16 protein-coding genes are annotated in these 17,422 nt (G+C 61.0%); 5 read left to right on the top strand and 11 right to left on the bottom strand.

The window, feature by feature from the left end; all coding sequences use genetic code 11:
* Positions 1–72: 72 nt before the first annotated feature.
* The 8 genes from trhO to xerD form a co-directional block, all read right to left on the bottom strand.
* Positions 73–1,014: an oxygen-dependent tRNA uridine(34) hydroxylase TrhO gene (trhO, locus tag ABD819_RS02185; protein ID WP_345120486.1), complete on the bottom strand. Its 942-nt coding sequence runs from the start codon at positions 1,012–1,014 to the stop codon at positions 73–75.
* An 89-nt stretch (positions 1,015–1,103) separates the two neighbouring features.
* The gene (locus tag ABD819_RS02180; RefSeq protein ID WP_345120483.1) at positions 1,104–1,736 is read right to left on the bottom strand and encodes a NeuD/PglB/VioB family sugar acetyltransferase; all 633 of its coding nucleotides are present in this window, start codon (positions 1,734–1,736) and stop codon (positions 1,104–1,106) included.
* A gap of 120 nt (positions 1,737–1,856) precedes the next feature.
* The gene (locus ABD819_RS02175) at positions 1,857–3,170 is read right to left on the bottom strand and encodes a hypothetical protein (protein WP_345120481.1); all 1,314 of its coding nucleotides are present in this window, start codon (positions 3,168–3,170) and stop codon (positions 1,857–1,859) included.
* Entirely contained in the window at positions 3,170–4,468 is a 1,299-nt protein-coding gene (locus tag ABD819_RS02170; protein ID WP_345120479.1) for a DUF2851 family protein, read from the bottom strand. The genes ABD819_RS02175 and ABD819_RS02170 overlap by 1 nt, the downstream gene beginning before the upstream one ends.
* Before the next feature lie 151 nt (positions 4,469–4,619).
* Complete coding sequence (gene lolA1, locus ABD819_RS02165; RefSeq protein WP_345120477.1) at positions 4,620–5,264, bottom strand: outer membrane lipoprotein periplasmic chaperone LolA1; 645 nt, start codon at positions 5,262–5,264, stop codon at positions 4,620–4,622.
* Between the two features lie 224 nt (positions 5,265–5,488).
* The gene (locus ABD819_RS02160) at positions 5,489–7,054 is read right to left on the bottom strand and encodes a DNA translocase FtsK (protein WP_345120475.1); all 1,566 of its coding nucleotides are present in this window, start codon (positions 7,052–7,054) and stop codon (positions 5,489–5,491) included.
* A gap of 472 nt (positions 7,055–7,526) precedes the next feature.
* Positions 7,527–10,508, bottom strand: coding sequence for an FtsK/SpoIIIE family DNA translocase (locus ABD819_RS02155; protein ID WP_345120473.1), 2,982 nt, complete (start codon positions 10,506–10,508; stop codon positions 7,527–7,529).
* A 191-nt stretch (positions 10,509–10,699) separates the two neighbouring features.
* Positions 10,700–11,599, bottom strand: a complete 900-nt coding sequence (gene xerD / locus ABD819_RS02150) for a site-specific tyrosine recombinase XerD (protein WP_345120471.1) — start codon at positions 11,597–11,599, stop codon at positions 10,700–10,702.
* A 183-nt stretch (positions 11,600–11,782) separates the two neighbouring features.
* Here xerD and aroQ point away from each other — a divergent pair, with 183 nt between their 5' ends.
* Positions 11,783–12,229 (top strand): type II 3-dehydroquinate dehydratase, encoded by a 447-nt coding sequence (aroQ, locus tag ABD819_RS02145; RefSeq protein ID WP_345120469.1) that lies wholly within the window; start codon positions 11,783–11,785, stop codon positions 12,227–12,229.
* A 1-nt stretch (position 12,230) separates the two neighbouring features.
* On the opposite strand, the gene ABD819_RS02140 is transcribed toward aroQ, so the two are convergent.
* On the bottom strand, positions 12,231–12,404 hold the full coding sequence (locus ABD819_RS02140; RefSeq protein WP_345120467.1) for a hypothetical protein: 174 nt from the start codon (positions 12,402–12,404) through the stop codon (positions 12,231–12,233).
* Between the two features lie 36 nt (positions 12,405–12,440).
* On the opposite strand from ABD819_RS02140, the gene ABD819_RS02135 reads away from it, so the two are divergent.
* From ABD819_RS02135 to ABD819_RS02120, 4 genes are all read left to right on the top strand, one after another.
* Positions 12,441–13,511: an aminotransferase class V-fold PLP-dependent enzyme gene (locus ABD819_RS02135; RefSeq protein WP_345120465.1), complete on the top strand. Its 1,071-nt coding sequence runs from the start codon at positions 12,441–12,443 to the stop codon at positions 13,509–13,511.
* Positions 13,512–13,644: 133 nt separating this feature from the next.
* On the top strand, positions 13,645–14,205 hold the full coding sequence (locus tag ABD819_RS02130; RefSeq protein ID WP_345120966.1) for a MarC family protein: 561 nt from the start codon (positions 13,645–13,647) through the stop codon (positions 14,203–14,205).
* Positions 14,206–14,338: 133 nt separating this feature from the next.
* The gene (gene rnhA / locus ABD819_RS02125; RefSeq protein ID WP_345120463.1) at positions 14,339–14,803 is read left to right on the top strand and encodes a ribonuclease HI; all 465 of its coding nucleotides are present in this window, start codon (positions 14,339–14,341) and stop codon (positions 14,801–14,803) included.
* 48 nt (positions 14,804–14,851) lie between these two features.
* The gene (locus ABD819_RS02120) at positions 14,852–15,577 is read left to right on the top strand and encodes a tRNA1(Val) (adenine(37)-N6)-methyltransferase (protein ID WP_345120460.1); all 726 of its coding nucleotides are present in this window, start codon (positions 14,852–14,854) and stop codon (positions 15,575–15,577) included.
* Between the two features lie 78 nt (positions 15,578–15,655).
* Here the strand turns inward: ABD819_RS02120 and ABD819_RS02115 are convergent, their stop codons facing one another.
* Both ABD819_RS02115 and ABD819_RS02110 read right to left on the bottom strand, forming a co-directional pair.
* Positions 15,656–16,348 carry an ATP-binding cassette domain-containing protein gene (locus tag ABD819_RS02115; protein WP_345120458.1) on the bottom strand — a complete coding sequence of 231 codons (693 nt, stop codon included), beginning with the start codon at positions 16,346–16,348 and terminating at the stop codon, positions 15,656–15,658.
* 59 nt (positions 16,349–16,407) lie between these two features.
* The gene (locus ABD819_RS02110; protein ID WP_345120456.1) at positions 16,408–17,382 is read right to left on the bottom strand and encodes a hypothetical protein; all 975 of its coding nucleotides are present in this window, start codon (positions 17,380–17,382) and stop codon (positions 16,408–16,410) included.
* Positions 17,383–17,422: the final 40 nt, after the last annotated feature.

Raw genomic sequence — 17,422 nt, 5'->3', positions numbered from 1 at the left:
AAACGAGGATTAAAACGGACGGTTGATAGGCAAGTCGTGTTTTTTAATTCTTCATTTTTAATTTTTAATTCTTCATTTAGCGTAAGATGCCAGGCCCTGGGCAGGCTGGTAGTGGTTGCTGATTTTGGGATACGTGCCGGTACCGTCGTAGGCGCGCTTGTCGGGGTGGGCCGCGCAGGCCTCGGAGCAGGTACCTTGCAGCTGTTCGCCGCAGGCTTCGCAAAGGGGCAGATGGGCGTTGCAGTGCGGGTTGGCGCAGTTAACGAGGCGATTGCTGGGCTGCTGGCAGTGCTGGCAGCGCGAGATAACCGTTGGATTCACGCGGTTAACGTCCACGGCCACGCGGTTGTCGAATACGTAGCACTGGCCGTCGAAATCTTCGCCCCCGGCCTCAATGCCGTACTTAATGATGCCACCGTGCAGCTGGTACACGTTTTCAAAACCTTGCTCCAGCAGGTAGGCGCTGGCCTTTTCGCATTTCACGCCGCCGGTGCAGTAAGTCAGGATTTTCTTGTCTTTGAACTCCTTCAGTCGCTCCACCCGCTCGGGGAAATCGCGAAAGTTCTCCATGTCGAGCGTCACCGCGTTTTTGAAACGGCCGAGGTTGTACTCATAATCGGAGCGCACATCGACTACCACCACGTCGTCGCGGTCCTTTAGGGCCTTAAACTCGGCGGGCGACAGGTGCTGGCCGGTTTTTTCGTGCGGCCGCGTGTGGTGCAGGCTGCTGTGCACGATTTCCGGCTTCACGCGCACGTGCAGCTTCTGAAACGTGTGAGCGGGCACCTCGTCGACCTTAAACTCAAGGGCCGCGAAGCGCGGGTCGGCTTTCACGGCCGCCATGTAGCGCGCGCAGTTTTCGGCGGTACCCGATACGGTGCCATTCAGCCCCTCGGCGGCCACGATGATGCGCCCGCGCAAGTCCAGCGCCAGGCACAGCCGGTGGTGCTCGTCACGGAACTGCTCTGGGTTATGAAGGGGCGTATAGCAGTAATACAGAAGAACCTGATGCATTTCTAATTAAGAATTAACAATTAGAAATTAAGAATTACATAGTGGCAGCCTTGCTCCTGACTCGCCAGTTTTTAATTCTTAATTCTTAATTAGACTTTTACTGCCGGGTTGCCAAATACAGTTTGGCCGTTGGCTACATCGGCCACTACCACTGAACCGGCTCCGACGCGGGCTTTGTCGCCGATTTTGACACCGGCCACTACCACGGCTCCGGCCCCAATGAATGCCAGCTCCCCCACCTGCACATCGGCCCCGAGCAGGGCACCGCTGCCCAGCTGGGCAAAGCTGCCAACGTTGGCACGGGCTTCCACTACGCAGTTGGCGCCAATCAGGCAGCTGTCGCCGAGCGTTGCGGTGGCGGCCACCACGGCGTTGGGGCCCACGTAGTTGCCGTGGCCCAGCGTGGCATGCGCCGATACGCTGGCGCGGGCATGAATGGCGTTTACCGGCACGGCTTCGTACTCGGTGCGCAGCATCTGGGTAAGGCTGCGGCGACTGGCCGTATCCTCGGTGGCCACGAATACTTCGCATTTTTTACCCAACAGTTTCAGCAGCTCGCCGTCGTCGGTATTGCCCATCACGGGCACGTCGAGCAGCTCGGTGCCTTGCAGCTTGGCATCGTCGTCGAGCAGGCAGTACACCACCACCTCGTTGGAGAGAAAAGCGTCGAGGGCAGCCGTGCCAACCGTTTGGGCACCAAGAATAATAACCGGATTTTCCATGAATTGCGTTGCGAATTGCGGCAGCAGTATTTCGGCCACATTGTGCCGCCGAAATAGTGTCCGTAACACAAAGGTACGACGCGGGCCGCAGGGGCTGTTTTACGCTCGAACCCCCGCCAGCTACGGCCGCGACCAGCTACCCAGGCCCAGCCGGCGGAAAGCGGCGGCAGCGTAGTCATTCTGAAACAGCAGCAGCAACAAATACGGCAGCAGCCCGCTGCGGTAGCGGTTGAGCGTGCCCAGGTTGGGGGTGGTGAGGCCGATGAGAAACGCCAGCACCAGACAAAAAACAATGAGGCCGAGCACCAGGCTAAAAGGCAGCCGGCCGGAGCGGCCGCGCACCGCGGCCCAGCCAGCCAGGGCCAGCAGCGCCAACAGCGCTACGTTTTCGAGGGCGGCGGCTACGTACAAGGGCTTCCACGATTCGCCCAGCCACGGCCGGGTCAGGGCATTGGCCACCGCCAGCGGGGCGTGAGCGGCAATGCTTGCGCCAGTGGGCCGCAGGTTGGGGTACTCAAAATGCGGGCGGCCTACCGAATGCGCAATATCGAAGGCGTACACATTCATTACTTGGTTCGTGAACTTGTTCATGCTGAACGCCTTGCTCAGTTGCGGCACCAGCCACATACCCCCCCCCAGCACCGCTGCCAGCACCAGACCCTGGGCGCCACGCCGCCGAACCACACCGGTACGCCGTAGCGCCTGAACTATTGCCACGCCCCCCAGCACTCCCAGCAGGGGTGCCGCGAAAAAGTAGCGCATGCCCAAATGCAGCAGCGCCAGCCCCACCGTGCCCGGCAGCCCCGCCGCCACGAACCAGCCGCGCCGCGCCGGGCCGAAGCAGGCATCCACCACCCGGGCCGTGAGCCATGCCCCGCTGCCCAGCAAAACAGCCTCCTTGCTAATGCCCGTGGCCCAGAACCACACCGACGGCCACAGTAGAAACGCTACCACTCCGGCCCCCGCCGGGGTTTTGGGGAAGGCATTGGCCAGCGAACGAGCCAGGAGCCAGCAGCCTACAAAGGCAAACAGGCTGATGTAAAGCGCGTTCAGCCAGTCAGTTTCCAGGGAGGCCACGTTTAGCACGGCCAGCGTTTTTATTAGAATCCAGGTATTGGAAGTATTGCTAAAAACAAAATCGTAAGACGCGTGACCTTTGGGGAAAACGGTGACGGCCCGGGTCAGAATGTCCCACGTTTGGGAAGGATGCTGCCAGATTTTGTCCGTTACCAGGCGCCCCACAGAACTCATGAAGGCTGCATCGGCCTGGGGGTGCCAGTTGCGAACTACTCCCACTCCTACCCGCAGCCCCAGGGCCAGGCCAAACGCCCCCCGCCATGCCCCCAAAGGAGTCGCCTGCCACTGCTGCCGCAGCCACGGCAGCAATACCACCAACAAACTCATATTGAGCAGAATAGCTAGTGTTATTTTCATCACAGAATGCGGGGCTGCTGCACCAGCCGGCTGCCAATGGCGCAGTGCAGGCAGCGGCGCGGGGCGCAGTAGCTTTTGTGCAGCGCCAGCAGCCCCTGCGAGTCGGCGGCGGTGCGGTGAGCAAAGCCCAGGGACTCGTACAGGTCGGTAAATTGGTTGTGCTCGGCAGGCAGCTCACTGAGGAGCGCCACGCTGCTTTCGACCACGGCGGGCTGGCCAACATGGCGGGCGTACGCCACGCGCAGCGGCACTACCACGTTGGTAATGAGCAAATCGGTGCTGGCTTTGCCCAGACTGGACACCTTGCCCGGCCGGCCGGGCCGAAAGTGCGTGCGCCAATACTCCGGCACCGGAGCCTGGAAAAATTCGGTGAGCGCGGCCACGCTTTGCGCCGTCAGCAGGGCATCGAACAGGGCCGGGCGGGCGTGGAGCAGGCCCGCCAGCTGGCCCAGCCGCACGGGCGGGAAATTGGCCGGGCGTAAGCGCAGGTAATTCCATTCGTGCACGGCCATTCCGGTCGCGCCCAGGTCGTATTTATGTCGCAGAAACTCGTGTTCCTGCCGCAAGTCCTGGATGTAGGCATCGGTAGCCGTCTCGTCGTTTTCCACCAGAAACCCGGCCTGCCCGAACAGCAGCGCTTCCAGCTGGCGCTGGTCGTGCCGATGGCGGCGCAGCACGGCCAGGGGCAGTGCCTTGGCGAGGCGGGCCAGCGGCTCGCTGTTTTTCTGAAAGCCGAACGCGGCCATGAGCGCATGGTAGGACGTGGCTTCCCAATCCTGCCCCAGGTGCTGGTGCAGCTCCATAATTGTATCGGCCTTGCGCTCCACACGCTCCAGCAGGGCGCGCTCGGTCATCATCGTTTTCGTGATTTCGGGCACCAGATTCAGCAGCGGCGCGCAGGGCAATGGCGTGGCGGCGGGCGCTTCCATCAGGGCCTGGTAGCGGGCCAGCAGCTCGGGGCCGAGGCGCGCTTGCAGAGCCAGCGTCGGAATGAGGCTGCCATTAGTGCGGGCCACGTCGGCATCGTGGCGGCCCACTACGTGCAGCACCACCTGGTCGTATTTCGGGTCGATTTGGTGATTGTGCCGCGCCCAATCGGAGGAGCGCAGGTGAATTTCTACGGCTCCGTTCCACTCCACGTCGCCCAGGCGCAGGCGGGCGTTCAGGAAATCGGGGCCGGCATCGGCGTTGCGGTGGCCGGGGCGCAGTACCTGGATTTCTTCGCCATCGGCCGTGCGCAGGTCGGCCTTATCAAAGTACTGGTGCTGCCAGACGTAGTGGAGGAAATCTTCGCGCATGACGGTAAAATTAGTTGTCAGTTGGTAGTTGTCCGTTGTTCGGCACAATTCAGGTTCCTGACTGCAAAGCAAAAACGGCCCGCTTCTTCTGAAGCGGGCCGCCGGGTATCATCAGCCTAACAACTGACAACGAATGACTAACAACTAAAACCTACCGCAAATCCACCACCTTCACGCCCTTGTACTTGGCTTTATCGAAGGCAAACGTGCCGGCGTTGGTGGGCGGGTTGGGCTGGAATTTCTTGATGTAGAAGGTGTACTGGTTGCCATTCTTCTTGAACATCTGCCAGCTTTTCACCGACGCATCGTTCTTCCGAACCTTCAGCCGCACTTTAAACACGTCATTCTGACGGTTTTCGGGCGACAGCTCAATCACATCGAGGGCTTCGCCGCCTTCCGTCACCTGCTGCACGTAGTTGTACTTGTAGCCCTTTTTATACATCGTATAAATCTGCGAAGGCGACATTTCCTGCGAGTCCGGGTCTGAATCGGAGATGTTCACCTCGTTTTCGTTCTTCAGGTAGGTCCAGGTCGTTTTGCCATCGTTGATGACTTCCTGGCCGCTGATTTTGAGTCGAAACTTCTGGCCGCTCACCGTAATATCACCGTTGATATTCTGCTTTACCTTGGCACCGGGGTTTTCCAGCGTTTGGGTGAAAGTGGCTTGGAAAGCCTTTAGCGCCTGATACTTGGTGCTCATCTGGTCAAGAATTTTGCCAGCTTTGGGGTCCTGTTGGGCGGCGGCGGGCAGAGCCAGCGAGGCCGCGAGCAACAGCAGGGAAAATGATTTTTTCATTAGAGAGGGAGAGTTCAAAAGGCGCTTGTGCCGCGCTCGGAAAGCCTGATACGGATTCCGTTTAACAAACGACCGGCCAGAATGACCATGAAAGCCTGATGAAGATGAAAATAGTTCTAACAACGAGTAGCATAAGCTTCAGCTTGTGATGAGCGCAGCGAGTGAAATCGTGGAACGGCGCGACTGCCGGTACTCGCTGCGTTCGCTACAAGCTGAAGCTTATGCTACTTCATTGAGTTCAACAATTGCTCCAGCTGGTATTCATCGGGAATAAGTACGTCGCGGGCCTTACTGCCCTCGAACGGGCCCACGATGCCCGCGTGCTGGAGCTGGTCGATGAGGCGGCCGGCGCGGTTGTAGCCCAGTTTCAGCTTGCGCTGGAGCAGGCTGGTGCTGCCCTGCTGGTGCAGCACGATGCAGCGGGCCGCATCCACAAACATCGAGTCGCGCTCCGAAGGGTCCATTTCTTCGTTGCCGCTGCCGGCATCGCCGTCGGCCCCGGCCACTTCGGGCAGCAGGTAGGCATCGGCATAGCCCTGCTGCTCGCCGATGAAGTCGCACACCCGGTCCACTTCCGGCGTGTCGATAAAGGCGCACTGCACCCGAATTAGGTCCGAACCGGCCGAAAACAGCATGTCGCCCGCACCCCCAAGTTTATCAGCTCCTTTTACCAATAGTGCATTGGAACCTATTTTTTCACCAACTCTGAATGAAATACGGCAAGGAAAATTCGTCTTTGTGGCATGAGATAATATATTCGCTGACGGCGTATTCGTCGCTACAATAAGATGTATACCTGCCGCCCGACCAAGGTCTGAAAGACGTGCAATTGGCACCTCAATATCTTTGCCACCAATCAAAATCAAATCCTCTAACTCATCGATGACCAGCACGATGAAGGGCAGGAACCGGTGGCCTTTCTTGGGGTTGAGCCGGCGCTCGATAAACTTGACGTTGTATTCCTTCAGGTTGCGGCAGCCGGCCTCCTTCAGCAGGTCGTAGCGCCGGTCCATCTCCATGCACAGCGAGTTGAGCGTGTTCACCACCTTCTTGGTATCGGTGATGATGGCCTCGTCGGTGTCGGGGAGCTTGGCCAGGTAGTGGCGCTCAATCTTGTTGAAAATACTCAATTCCACCTTTTTGGGGTCGACCAGCACGAACTTGAGCGTGGCCGGATGGCGCTTGTAGAGCAGCGAGGCCAGAATCACGTTCAGGCCCACCGACTTGCCCTGGCCCGTGGCCCCGGCCATCAGCAGATGCGGCATTTTGGCCAAATCGGCCACGAACACCTCGTTGGTAATGGTGCGACCGAAGGCAATGGGCAGGTCCATTTCGGTGCGGGCAAACTTCTCCGAGCCCAGCACCGAGCGGATGCTCACCATCTCCTTCTTGGTATTAGGCACCTCGATACCGATGGTGCCCTTGCCCGGAATGGGCGCGATGATGCGGATGCCCAACGCGGCCAGGCTCAGGGCAATATCATCCTCCAGGGCCTTGATTTTGGAGATGCGTACGCCCGCTTCGGGCACGATTTCATAGAGCGTGACCGTGGGCCCGATGGTGGCCTTGATGCTGGCGATGCTGATGCCGTAGTGGCCCAGCGTCTCCACGATGCGGTCCTTGTTGGCTTCCAGCTCTTCCTTGGTCACCTGGGCTTTGGCCACGCCGTAGTCGTTGAGCAGCTCCAGGGTCGGGAATTGGTAGCGCGAAAGGTCCAGCGTGGGGTCATAGTTGCCGGGCGGCATGGCGTCGGCATCCTCGTCCTCATCGGCAACGTTCTCGTCGGCCACGGCCGCAATGACGGGTTTGGAAATTTGCGAACTTGGCAACCTAGCTCCAGCCAAACCGGAGCCACTGGCTAAATCGGAAAGCGAAAGTGGGGTCGTAAAGGTAGAACCCAAAGCCTTCGTCTCCGCCATGGTTACAGGTTCTAGCAGAAACGCAGGAAGTAGTGTACCAGATAATGGCGGCGGCAATGAAGGAGCCAAGTCACCAATAACCAGCAAGGGATTAGTGCTTGTTGAAAATTGGGCGGTCTTAACTCTAGATTTTCGGCCTGAAAAGAACCTTTCTAGTGCATAGTAAACTCTGAAACTCAGTATCACAACGACTACTCCAACTCCCCAACTTATCGGACTATTAAGCCTAAAAGGCACTTCAATGCCTAAACTTCCAAGTGAAAAATTATAGGCAATCATACCTTTAAAGTTGTTATCAAATCTATGTTTTGAAAATTGCCGATTCTGAAATTATTCAACCGACCTACCTGATTGCATTGAGCAGTTGCTCTAGCGCCATTTCATCGGGAATAAGCACGTCGCGGGCCTTGCTGCCTTCGAACGGGCCCACGATGCCCGCGTGCTGGAGCTGGTCGATGAGGCGGCCGGCGCGGTTGTAGCCCAGTTTCAGCTTGCGCTGGAGCAGGCTGGTGCTGCCCTGCTGATGCAGCACGATGCAGCGGGCCGCATCCACAAACATCGAGTCGCGCTCCGAAGGGTCCATTTCCTCGTTGCCGCTGCCGGCATCGCCGTCGGCCCCGGCCACTTCGGGCAGCAGGTAGGCATCGGCATAGCCCTGCTGCTCGCCGATGAAGTCGCAGACCCGGTCCACCTCCGGCGTGTCGATAAAGGCGCACTGCACCCGAATCAGGTCCGAACCGGCCGAAAACAGCATGTCGCCCTGTCCGATGAGCTGGTCGGCCCCGCCGGTATCCAGAATCGTCCGCGAGTCAATCTTGCTGGTCACCTTAAAGGAAATCCGGCACGGGAAGTTGGCCTTGATGATGCCCGTAATCACGTTCACCGAGGGGCGCTGGGTGGCCACGATGAGGTGAATGCCGATGGCACGGGCCAGCTGCGCGAGGCGGGCGATGGGCGTTTCCACCTCCTTGCCGGCCGTCATCATCAGGTCGGCCAGCTCATCGATTACCAGCACGATGAAAGGCAGGAACCGGTGGCCTTTCTTGGGGTTTAGCCGGCGCTCGATAAACTTGACGTTGTATTCCTTCAGGTTGCGGCAGCCGGCCTCCTTCAGCAGGTCGTAGCGGCGGTCCATCTCCATGCACAGCGAGTTCAGCGTGTTCACCACCTTCTTGGTGTCGGTGATGATGGCCTCGTCGGTGTCGGGGAGCTTGGCCAGGTAGTGGCGCTCAATCTTATTGAAAATACTCAATTCCACCTTTTTGGGGTCGACCAGCACGAACTTGAGCGTGGCCGGATGACGCTTGTAGAGCAGCGAGGCCAGAATCACGTTCAGGCCCACCGACTTGCCCTGGCCCGTGGCCCCGGCCATCAGCAGATGGGGCATTTTGGCCAAATCGGCCACGAACACCTCGTTGGTAATGGTGCGACCGAAGGCAATGGGCAGGTCCATTTCGGTGCGGGCAAACTTCTCCGAGCCCAGCACCGAGCGGATGCTCACCATCTCCTTCTTGGTATTAGGCACCTCGATACCGATGGTGCCCTTGCCCGGAATGGGCGCGATGATGCGGATGCCCAACGCGGCCAGGCTCAGGGCAATATCATCCTCCAGGGCCTTGATTTTGGAGATGCGTACGCCGGCCTCGGGCACGATTTCATAGAGCGTGACCGTGGGCCCGATGGTGGCCTTGATGCTGGCGATGCTGATGCCGTAGTGGCCCAGCGTCTCCACGATGCGGTCCTTGTTGGCTTCCAGCTCTTCCTTGGTCACCTGGGCTTTGGCCACGCCGTAGTCGTTGAGCAGCTCCAGGGTCGGGAATTGGTAGCGCGAAAGGTCCAGCGTGGGGTCATAGTTGCCGGGCGGCATGGCGTCGGCATCCTCGTCCTCATCGGCAACGGCGGCGATGGCGGCCCCGGCGTTGGGGTCGAGGTCGTCGCGGCCGGGCGTGGTGATTTCGAGGCTTCTGGTGGCTGGTGCCTGGTGCCTGGTGCTTAGCGGCAGGTCGCCATCGGCCAAATCAGCGAGGGAGAGCGGCGTGGGAATGGTGGATGGCGGCACGTTGGCCGCTACTTCCGGCTCTTCAGCCGTCGGCATTTCAATGGAGAAGGCCGGGCCGGAAACCGCCAGCGGCAGCGCCGCCGCTACCGTTGCGGCGGCCGAAGTGGCCGCGGCCGCAGCCGAACTGGTGGCCGGCGCAACCACCGCCCCGGCCACGGCCAGGGGCAGGCTGACACCCGGCCGGGGTGCGGGTTCAAACTCCCGGGCGGGAGCAGGTGCCTCATCCGATTCATCCGCGTCAGCTGCGTCTACTACTAGGGCGGGGCTGGCGGCCTGGGCACCGCCGGCGGCTACCGTGGCGCTCGTAGCTACGGCGGTATCGGCCGGGGCCGGGCGGGTTTTCAGCGTCATAGCCGGGGCGGCGGGGGCTACCGGGGCCAGCGTGGCGGCTTGCTCAGCGGCCAGCTCGGCCTCGATTTCAGCGTCCTCATCGGCATCGTCCTCAGTGCTGAGGCTGCGGAAGCGGCTCAGGTTGAGACTGGTGACGTTGAAGAAAAATACCACGAAGGATATCAGCGCGAAGGCCAGCAGCAATACGGTGCCCCAGCCAATGAGGCTATCGAGCCAGGACGCGGCTTCGAAACCCACGCCGCCGCACAGGAAATCGAGCCGGTGGGCCAGCACGGGGTCGGCCCCCGGCGTGGCCAGAGTCACGACTACGTAGCCCAGCAGCACGCTCAGCCAGGCCATGCTGAACAGGCCCAGGGCCAGCACGTAGCTCACCGACCCGCCGGCCGTGCGAAATACAATCTTATAGCCCAGAAAAAACACGATGGGAATGAGGGCAAACGCCGCCACCCCAAACAGCTTGTAGATAAACAGATGCGCGGCCCAGGCCCCGAGCAGGCCCAGCCAGTTACCGGATTCCTGCCCGGCTTCCTTCACCGGCACGGTGCCCAGCGAACCTACCACACTCTGGTCGGCGTGGCCGGTAAACAGAAACGAGGTGAAGGCAATGGTGAGGTAGAGGCTGCCCAGCAGCAGCCCAAAGCCTACAAACAGGTGAAAGCGGCGGTCGCGCAGCAAGCTCAGCACGTTGCTCACGCCGGGCAATGGGCCGCGCGGGGCGCGAGGCGGCTTGGCAATGGCGGCCACACGGGCAGCTTTGGGCACATTGGCGGCAGCGGGGCGGGGCTCCGGGCGCAGCGGAGCGGGCTCGGGAGCCGGGCTTTTGGGACGCGGCTCGTTGCGCCGGTTCGGCCGGGGGTCGGCGGGGCGGTTAGCCGAGGGGCCGGCGGGAGGGTTATTGTAACGATTATCGGCCATTCGACGGAAACATGAAGGCCAAATTTACACAATACGGGCGGGATATGGCAGTTGATTATAGAACGTCATGCTTCATCTGGCGTCCGCGTAGCGAAGCATCTTTACCGGGGGAGCAACTAATTACTACTGCGGTAGAGATGCTTCGCTACGCTCAGCATGACGTTCTTTTTTATCATGCGCTCCTCCCCTGCCTAGCTGCGCGGGTGAAACTCGGTGATGACCTGGCGCAGGTAGTCGCGGTCGAGGTGGGTGTAGATTTCGGTGGTTGTGATGCTGGCGTGGCCCAGCATTTCCTGCACGGCGCGCAGGTCGGCCCCGCCCTCGATGAGGTGGGTGGCGAAGGAATGCCGCAGCGTGTGTGGGCTGATGGTTTTGCGCAGGCCCGCCTGCTCGGCCAGCTTCTTGAGCGTGGTGAAGACGGTGATGCGCGAAAGCGGCCGGCCGCGCTGGCTCAGAAACGCGAAATCTTCGCTGCCCGGCTTGATATCGAGGTGCCCCCGCACGCCGCTGAGGTAAAAGTTGAGGTGCTTGAGGGCTTCGCGCCCGATGGGCACCAGCCGCTCCTTGTTGCCCTTGCCCACCACTTTCACGAAGCCCTGCTCGGCGTACATATTGCTCAGGCGCAGGTCGCAGAGCTCGCTCACGCGCAGGCCCGAGGAGTACAGCACTTCGAGCAGGGCACGGGCGCGCAGGCCCTCGTCGGTACTCAGGTCGATGATGGCCAGGAGCTGCTCCACTTCGGGGTAGCTGAGGGTATCGGGGAGGTGGCGGCCGGTTTTGGGGGCTTCCAGCGTGTCGGTGGGGTCCAGCTTCAGCAGGTCTTCCATGATGAGGAAGTTGAAAAACGCCTTGAGGCCCGAGAGCGTGCGGGCCTGCGAGGTAGCACTCAGGCCCAGGCCTTGCAGGGTGGCGAGAAATTCGCGTAGCACGGCGGTCGTTACCAGCGTGGGGCCGACGTGCAGCTGCTGAAGAATCAGAAACTGCTGAAGCTTGGTGATGTCGCGCACGTAGGCTTCGACCGAGTTGGGCGAAAGCGACTTTTCGAGCCGGAGGTAGCCCTGAAATTGTTTGATGGCAACGGGCCAGGTCATTGGGGTAGGGAGGAATGAAGCTCAAAGAACGTCATGCTGAACGCTAGAACGTCATGCAGAGCGTAGGGAAGCATCTTTACCTCAGAAGTAATTACTGCTGCCACAACGAAGCGGTAAAGATGCTTCGCTACGCTCTGCATGACCGTTCTTTGACGAATAAACCCGGTTTCCTCCCCTCCCCAAATGGACATCCTCATCATCAACGGCCCCAACCTCAACCTGCTCGGCCGCCGCGAGCCCGGCATCTACGGCACCCGCTCGTTCGAGGACTTTTTTCCGGAGCTCGAAGAAGCATTCCCCAAGCTCCAGCTGGCCCACTTTCAGTCTAACCACGAGGGCGCGCTCATTGATAAGCTGCACGAAGTCGGCTTCTCCCACCACGGCATCGTGCTCAACGCCGGGGGCTACACCCACACCAGCGTGGCCCTGGCCGATGCCGTGGCCGCCATTGCCACGCCCGTAGTGGAGGTGCACCTGAGCAACCTGGCCGCCCGCGAGGATTTCCGCCAGAAGAGCCTGCTGGGCCGGCACTGCGCCGGCTGCGTCAGCGGCTTCGGGCTGGAAAGCTACCGGCTGGCCGTGCAGTGGTTCGTGAACCAGCAGCCCAAGCGCGTGGGGTTTCGGGTGTAAATCACGGATTGGTCGGATTTTTCGCGGATGCCACGGATTTTGTGGACGATTTTCCGGCGAACTTTGCCAGTGCAGCTATGCCCGCTTCTGCCGCTTGCCCCGAAGGTTTGGCGGTGGTGAACCACTGGCCGTGACTGCTCACTCGAATTTTTTCCACACCGTCGGAATCGTCCACAAAATCCGTGGCATCCGTGAAAAATCCGACCAATCCGTGATTTATACTTTCAACCCCGGGCCTTCGGCCGTATATCCCGCCGTTCGGCAGTACCTCACCGATGCCTTCGACGATGGCTGGCTCTCGGCCCCGCACCGCTCCGAAAAGGTGACCAGCCTGGTACGCCAGACGGTGACGGACCTCAAAACCAAGCTCAACGTGCCGCAGGACTACACCGTCCTGTTCACCGGCTCGGCCACCGAGTGCTGGGAGATTCTGACCCAGAGCCTCACCCCGCGCCGCTCGTTTCACCTCTACAACGGCGACTTTGGCGAGAAGTGGTTTAAGTACGCCCGGGCCCTGCGCCCGGCCAGCACCGGCCGCTCGTTTGGGCTCGATGAAGCGCCCGATGTGGCCACCCTGCCCTTCTCGCCCGACGATACGGACCTCGTCTGCATCACCCAAAACGAAACCAGCACCGCCACCCAGCTGCGCGAAGGCTTCATCCTGAACCTGTATAACCGCCTGGGTGGGGCCCTGCTGGCCGTGGATGCCACCAGCTCGCTGGCCGGCCTCAACCTGAAGTACATCAAGGCCGACATCTGGTTTGGCTCGATGCAGAAGTGCTTTGGGCTGCCGGCCGGGCTGGGCGTGCTCATCCTCTCGCCGCGCGCCGTGGCCCAGGCCAAAACCCTGAACGACCGCGCCCACTACAACAGCCTGCCCGCCGCGCTGGCCCAGATGCTTAATTTCCAAACCAACTACACGCCCAACGTCCTCGGCATCTACCTGCTGAGCCGGGTGCTGGCCGACCGCGAGCCCATCAAAGCCGTGCAGCAGCACCTCATCGAGCGCGCCGAAAAGCTCTACGCTTTCTTCGAGCAGGCCACCCCGCTCACGCCCCTCATCACCAACCCCGAAACCCGCTCCACCACCGTCATCGGCCTGCGGGGCGAGCCCGCGCTCATCGAAGAAATCAAGCTGAAAGCCCGCGAAGCCGGCCTGCACCTGGGCAGCGGCTACGGCCCGCTCAAAAGCACCACCGTCCGCATCGCCAACTTCCCCGCCGTGCCCGATGCCGCGTTTGAGGCGCTGGTGCAGTTTTTTGCCAAGGAGTTTCCGGGGTAGTTTTCTTTGCAGAGAAAGAACGTCATGCTGAGCCTGTCGAAGCATCTCTTCCGCTTCGTTGCAATAGTCTTGATTAGTTGAGCGGGAGAGATGCTTCGACAAGCTCAGCATGACGTTCAGAAACCAGTTCAACATGCTCAACCTCCAGCAAATCTTTTCCGTCACGCTCACGCTCTTCGCCGTGATTGACATTATCGGCTCCATCCCGATTATCATTCAGATTCGGCAGCGCGAAGGGCAGATTAAGGCCGAGCTAGCTACCATCGTGGCGGGCTGCCTCATGATTGCCTTCCTGTTTCTGGGCCAGAGCATCCTGCATCTTTTTGGGGTCGACAACGAGAGCTTTGCACTGGCCGGCGCGGTCATCATCTTCCTCATCGGGCTCGAAATGATACTCGGCATCCAGCTTTTTCACGCCGACCTCACGGCCAGCACCGGCTCTATCGTGCCGCTGGCGTTTCCGCTCATCACCGGGGCCGGCACCATGACCACGCTGCTCTCGCTCCGGGCCGCCTACACGCTGCCCAACATCCTGGTGGGCATTATGCTCAACCTCGTGTTCGTGTACGGCGTGCTCAAAACCAGCCCCTGGATTGAGCGCAAGCTCGGCAAGGCCGGCGAGGACGTGCTGCGCCGCGTGTTCGGCGTCATTCTGCTGGCCATCGCCATCAAGCTGTTTAAAGCTAATTTTTAATCCTCCGGAACGTCATGCAGAGCGCAGCGAAGCATCTCTACCTCGAAGAGTAAATCAATTGACAGAATTACTGCTGCGGTAGAGATGCTTCACTACGTTCAGCATGACGTTCTGTATTTCCAGGTCCCCAACAATGATTCACCTCTTCACCGATGGCTCGGCCCGCGGCAACCCCGGCCCCGGCGGCTACGGCGCCATTCTGCGCTACGGCCCCCACGAAAAGGAGCTCACCCAGGGCTTCCGCCACACCACCAACAACCGCATGGAGCTGCTAGCCGTGATAGTGGGCCTCGAAGCCGTGACCCGCCCCGACCTGCCCATCCGCGTCGTTTCCGACTCGAAGTACGTGGTGGATGCCGTGGAGAAAAAGTGGGTTTTCGGCTGGGAAAAGAAGCCCGACTTTGGCAAGAAAGCCAATGAAGACCTGTGGCGCCGCTTCCTCAAAGTTTACCGCCAGCGCAACGTCAGCTTCCACTGGATAAAAGGCCACGCCGGCCACACCGAAAACGAGCGCTGCGACGTGCTGGCCGTGCAAAGCGCGCTGGGCAAAGGGCTGGTGGTGGATGAGGGCTATGAGAAAGTAGCGCGGACGTTGTAGTCCGCGTATGAACGACCATTCGCGGACTACAACGTCCGCGCTACATTCATGCCCAACGACTACTTCCAGTTCCAGCAGTTCCGCATCGGGCAAAGCCAGTGCGCCATGAAGGTGAGCACCGACGCCTGCCTGCTGGGCGCGGCCGCCGACCTCACCAATGCCACCCGCCTGCTCGATATCGGTACCGGGACTGGTTTGCTGGCGCTCATGGCCGCCCAGCGCCACCCCAGCGTTGAAATCGAAGCGGTCGAGATTGATGCCGCCGCCGCCGCTCAGGCAGCAGCCAACGTGGCGGGCAGCCCGTGGGCCAGTCGCATCCGGGTACGAGCGCTCGGCCTGGCCGAGTACGCGGCCGGCCGGCCCGGCGCGTTTAGCCACATTATCTGCAATCCGCCGTTTTTCCGGCAGTCGCTGCGCTCGCCCGATGCGGCGCGCAGCACCGCCCGACACGAGGCCCCGGACTCCCTTTCTTTTGAGGCGTTAGCGGCTTTCGCAGCGGAGTTTCTGCACGCCGCCGGCTTGCTCACGGTGCTGCTGCCACCACCGGAAATGCGGGCCTTCGAGCACGCCGCCGTCGCCACGGGCTTGTATCCGGCCACGCGGCTGGTAGTGCGGCACCGGCCCGGTAGCCGGCCGCTACGGCACATCACCGGGTTTCGGCGTGGTGCGGGAGCGGCGCAGGAAACAGAGCTGATTATCCGAACCGCTGACGATGACACGCAGTATTCGGCGGAGTTTCGGGCCCTTCTGGCGGGGTTTTATCTGGCGCTGTAGATGTTTGTAGCACATGCTTTAGCTTGTGCCCGGTAGAGTTGCCAGTTGGGCACAAGCAAAAGCATGTGCTACAATCTGCTACAGCAGCTCCTTCAGCAGCCCCAGCTTCTCGCGATGCAGGCTATCGAGCAAGTCCATTTCTAACGTCCCGAATTCCGCCGCCGCGTAATGCCGCTGCACGCGCCCCCCCACCAGCACTGAGATTTCATCGGCCGTTTCGGTGAGGGCCCCAAGCATGTGCGAGGTGAGCAGGATGCCGGTGCCCCGGTCGCGCAGGCGCTTCAGTATTTCCTTGAGCAGCAGGTTGGCTTCGAGGTCGAGGCCATTGAAGGGCTCATCCAGAATCAGGTAAGTAAACTGCTGCACGAGCAGCGCGAGCAGGGCCAGCTTCTTGCGCATACCGGCCGAGTACTCGTCGGCGTACTGGTCGAGGGGCAGCTCCAGCAGCTGGTTCCAGCCGCTGAAGTCCACCACGGGCCGGCCACGGGCTTGCAGGCAAAACTCCAGGTACTCCCGCCCGGTGAGGCGCGGGTAGAAATAGGGTTCGTAGGGCAGCAGGCCGGTGCGCTCGCGCACGGCCGGGCCGGCGGTATCGCGCACGATGCCGCCAAAGTCATTTTCCAACCCATAAAGGCAGTTGATGAGCGTGGTTTTGCCCGCGCCATTGGCCCCCACCAGCCCATGAATAGTGCCGGGCCGTAGGGTCAGACTAACATCGTGCAGGACAACGTGCGAACTAAAAGCCTTGCGCAGGTTCAGAATTTCCAGCATAATGTAAGTCAGTTAAAAGTCAAAAGTTGAGAGTTAAAATCGGGATGAGTTTTTACCTTTTAACTCTCAACTTTTAACTTCCCATCGCCCAGCACGCGGCGCAGGCGGCGCTGGCTTTGCCAGATGAGCCCGCCCACCGCCACCAGCAGCAGCACCGGATACGCCGGGTGCATGGGCATGAGCAGGGCCACGCTCACCACCAGCCCCTGCGTGGTCCGGATGTGCGTTTCATTGGGGTAGAACGCATATTTGGCGAGAATGAGCAGGCCCAGGAGCCCCAGCCAGACCACGGCCACGCCCACCGCCGCCCCCGCCCCCGCCGGGCCCACTCCCAGTATCCAGAGCAGCGGGGCAGCGGTGAGGGCCGCGTAGCCCAGCCCCAGCACCAGCCGCCGCCCCAGAAACTGCCGGGGCGTGCGCGCCGCCAGCACCAGCATGGTGATGGGCTCGGGGGTGCCATAGCTGGAAATCAACACCAATAACCAGCCAACCAATGCCAGCACGGGGCCCAGCGGTGTGCTTCGCTGCCACCAGGCCACGGCCAGCAGCACCGGCCACGCCCACAATCCCCCCGCCCGCAGGCCACTCACCCACTCAAAGGCTTCGCTGCGAAACAGGCTGCGGGCGCGGTGGCGGGTGCTGCGGCTTTCGCGGGCCGGCGGTAGCGCCGCCACGGCCGCCGCCAGCACCAGCGTGAGCACGGCCGCGCCCCAATCGCCAAAACCCACTAACACCCCAGCTACCGGCAGCGCCCAAATCCCGTATTCCACGGCCAGCCAGCGCCGGTAGGCCGGCGCGCTGGTAGCCAGAAACCGGATATCGGCCCGCTGCCGGTGTGCCGAGGCCAGCGTGGAAGCCACGAAACCCGGCACGGCCCACACCCAGTAGTGGTGCGATGCGGCCAACACCAGAGCCCGTCCCAAAACGGACACCAGTGCCGGAACCAGCAGCGCCAGCCGCAACCAGCCAATTTCGCGGAGCAGCCGCCACAGCAGCAGGCGGCGCAAGTGCAAGTAGGCATGAAGTGGAATCATAGGCGAAGCCCTAACGCCCGTAAGCTGGTGGGTATTGCTT

Origin of the sequence: Hymenobacter antarcticus, assembly GCF_039539545.1 — a bacterium.
In the GTDB taxonomy this organism is placed as follows: Bacteria; Bacteroidota; Bacteroidia; order Cytophagales; family Hymenobacteraceae; genus Hymenobacter; species Hymenobacter antarcticus.
The sequence above is the reverse complement of the archived record's forward strand: the minus strand, read 5'-3'. Positions and strand labels throughout refer to the sequence as shown.

Coding starts and splice junctions, on each gene's coding strand:
- ABD819_RS02110 (WP_345120456.1), bottom strand. CDS start 17,382: ATGATTCCACTTCATGCCTACTTGCACTTGCGCCGCCTGCTGCTGTGG.
- ABD819_RS02180 (WP_345120483.1), bottom strand. CDS start 1,736: ATGGAAAATCCGGTTATTATTCTTGGTGCCCAAACGGTTGGCACGGCT.
- rnhA (WP_345120463.1), top strand. CDS start 14,339: ATGATTCACCTCTTCACCGATGGCTCGGCCCGCGGCAACCCCGGCCCC.
- ABD819_RS02120 (WP_345120460.1), top strand. CDS start 14,852: ATGCCCAACGACTACTTCCAGTTCCAGCAGTTCCGCATCGGGCAAAGC.
- ABD819_RS02130 (WP_345120966.1), top strand. CDS start 13,645: ATGCTCAACCTCCAGCAAATCTTTTCCGTCACGCTCACGCTCTTCGCC.
- ABD819_RS02175 (WP_345120481.1), bottom strand. CDS start 3,170: ATGAAAATAACACTAGCTATTCTGCTCAATATGAGTTTGTTGGTGGTA.
- lolA1 (WP_345120477.1), bottom strand. CDS start 5,264: ATGAAAAAATCATTTTCCCTGCTGTTGCTCGCGGCCTCGCTGGCTCTG.
- ABD819_RS02115 (WP_345120458.1), bottom strand. CDS start 16,348: ATGCTGGAAATTCTGAACCTGCGCAAGGCTTTTAGTTCGCACGTTGTC.
- ABD819_RS02170 (WP_345120479.1), bottom strand. CDS start 4,468: ATGCGCGAAGATTTCCTCCACTACGTCTGGCAGCACCAGTACTTTGAT.
- ABD819_RS02155 (WP_345120473.1), bottom strand. CDS start 10,508: ATGGCCGATAATCGTTACAATAACCCTCCCGCCGGCCCCTCGGCTAAC.
- trhO (WP_345120486.1), bottom strand. CDS start 1,014: ATGCATCAGGTTCTTCTGTATTACTGCTATACGCCCCTTCATAACCCA.
- aroQ (WP_345120469.1), top strand. CDS start 11,783: ATGGACATCCTCATCATCAACGGCCCCAACCTCAACCTGCTCGGCCGC.
- xerD (WP_345120471.1), bottom strand. CDS start 11,599: ATGACCTGGCCCGTTGCCATCAAACAATTTCAGGGCTACCTCCGGCTC.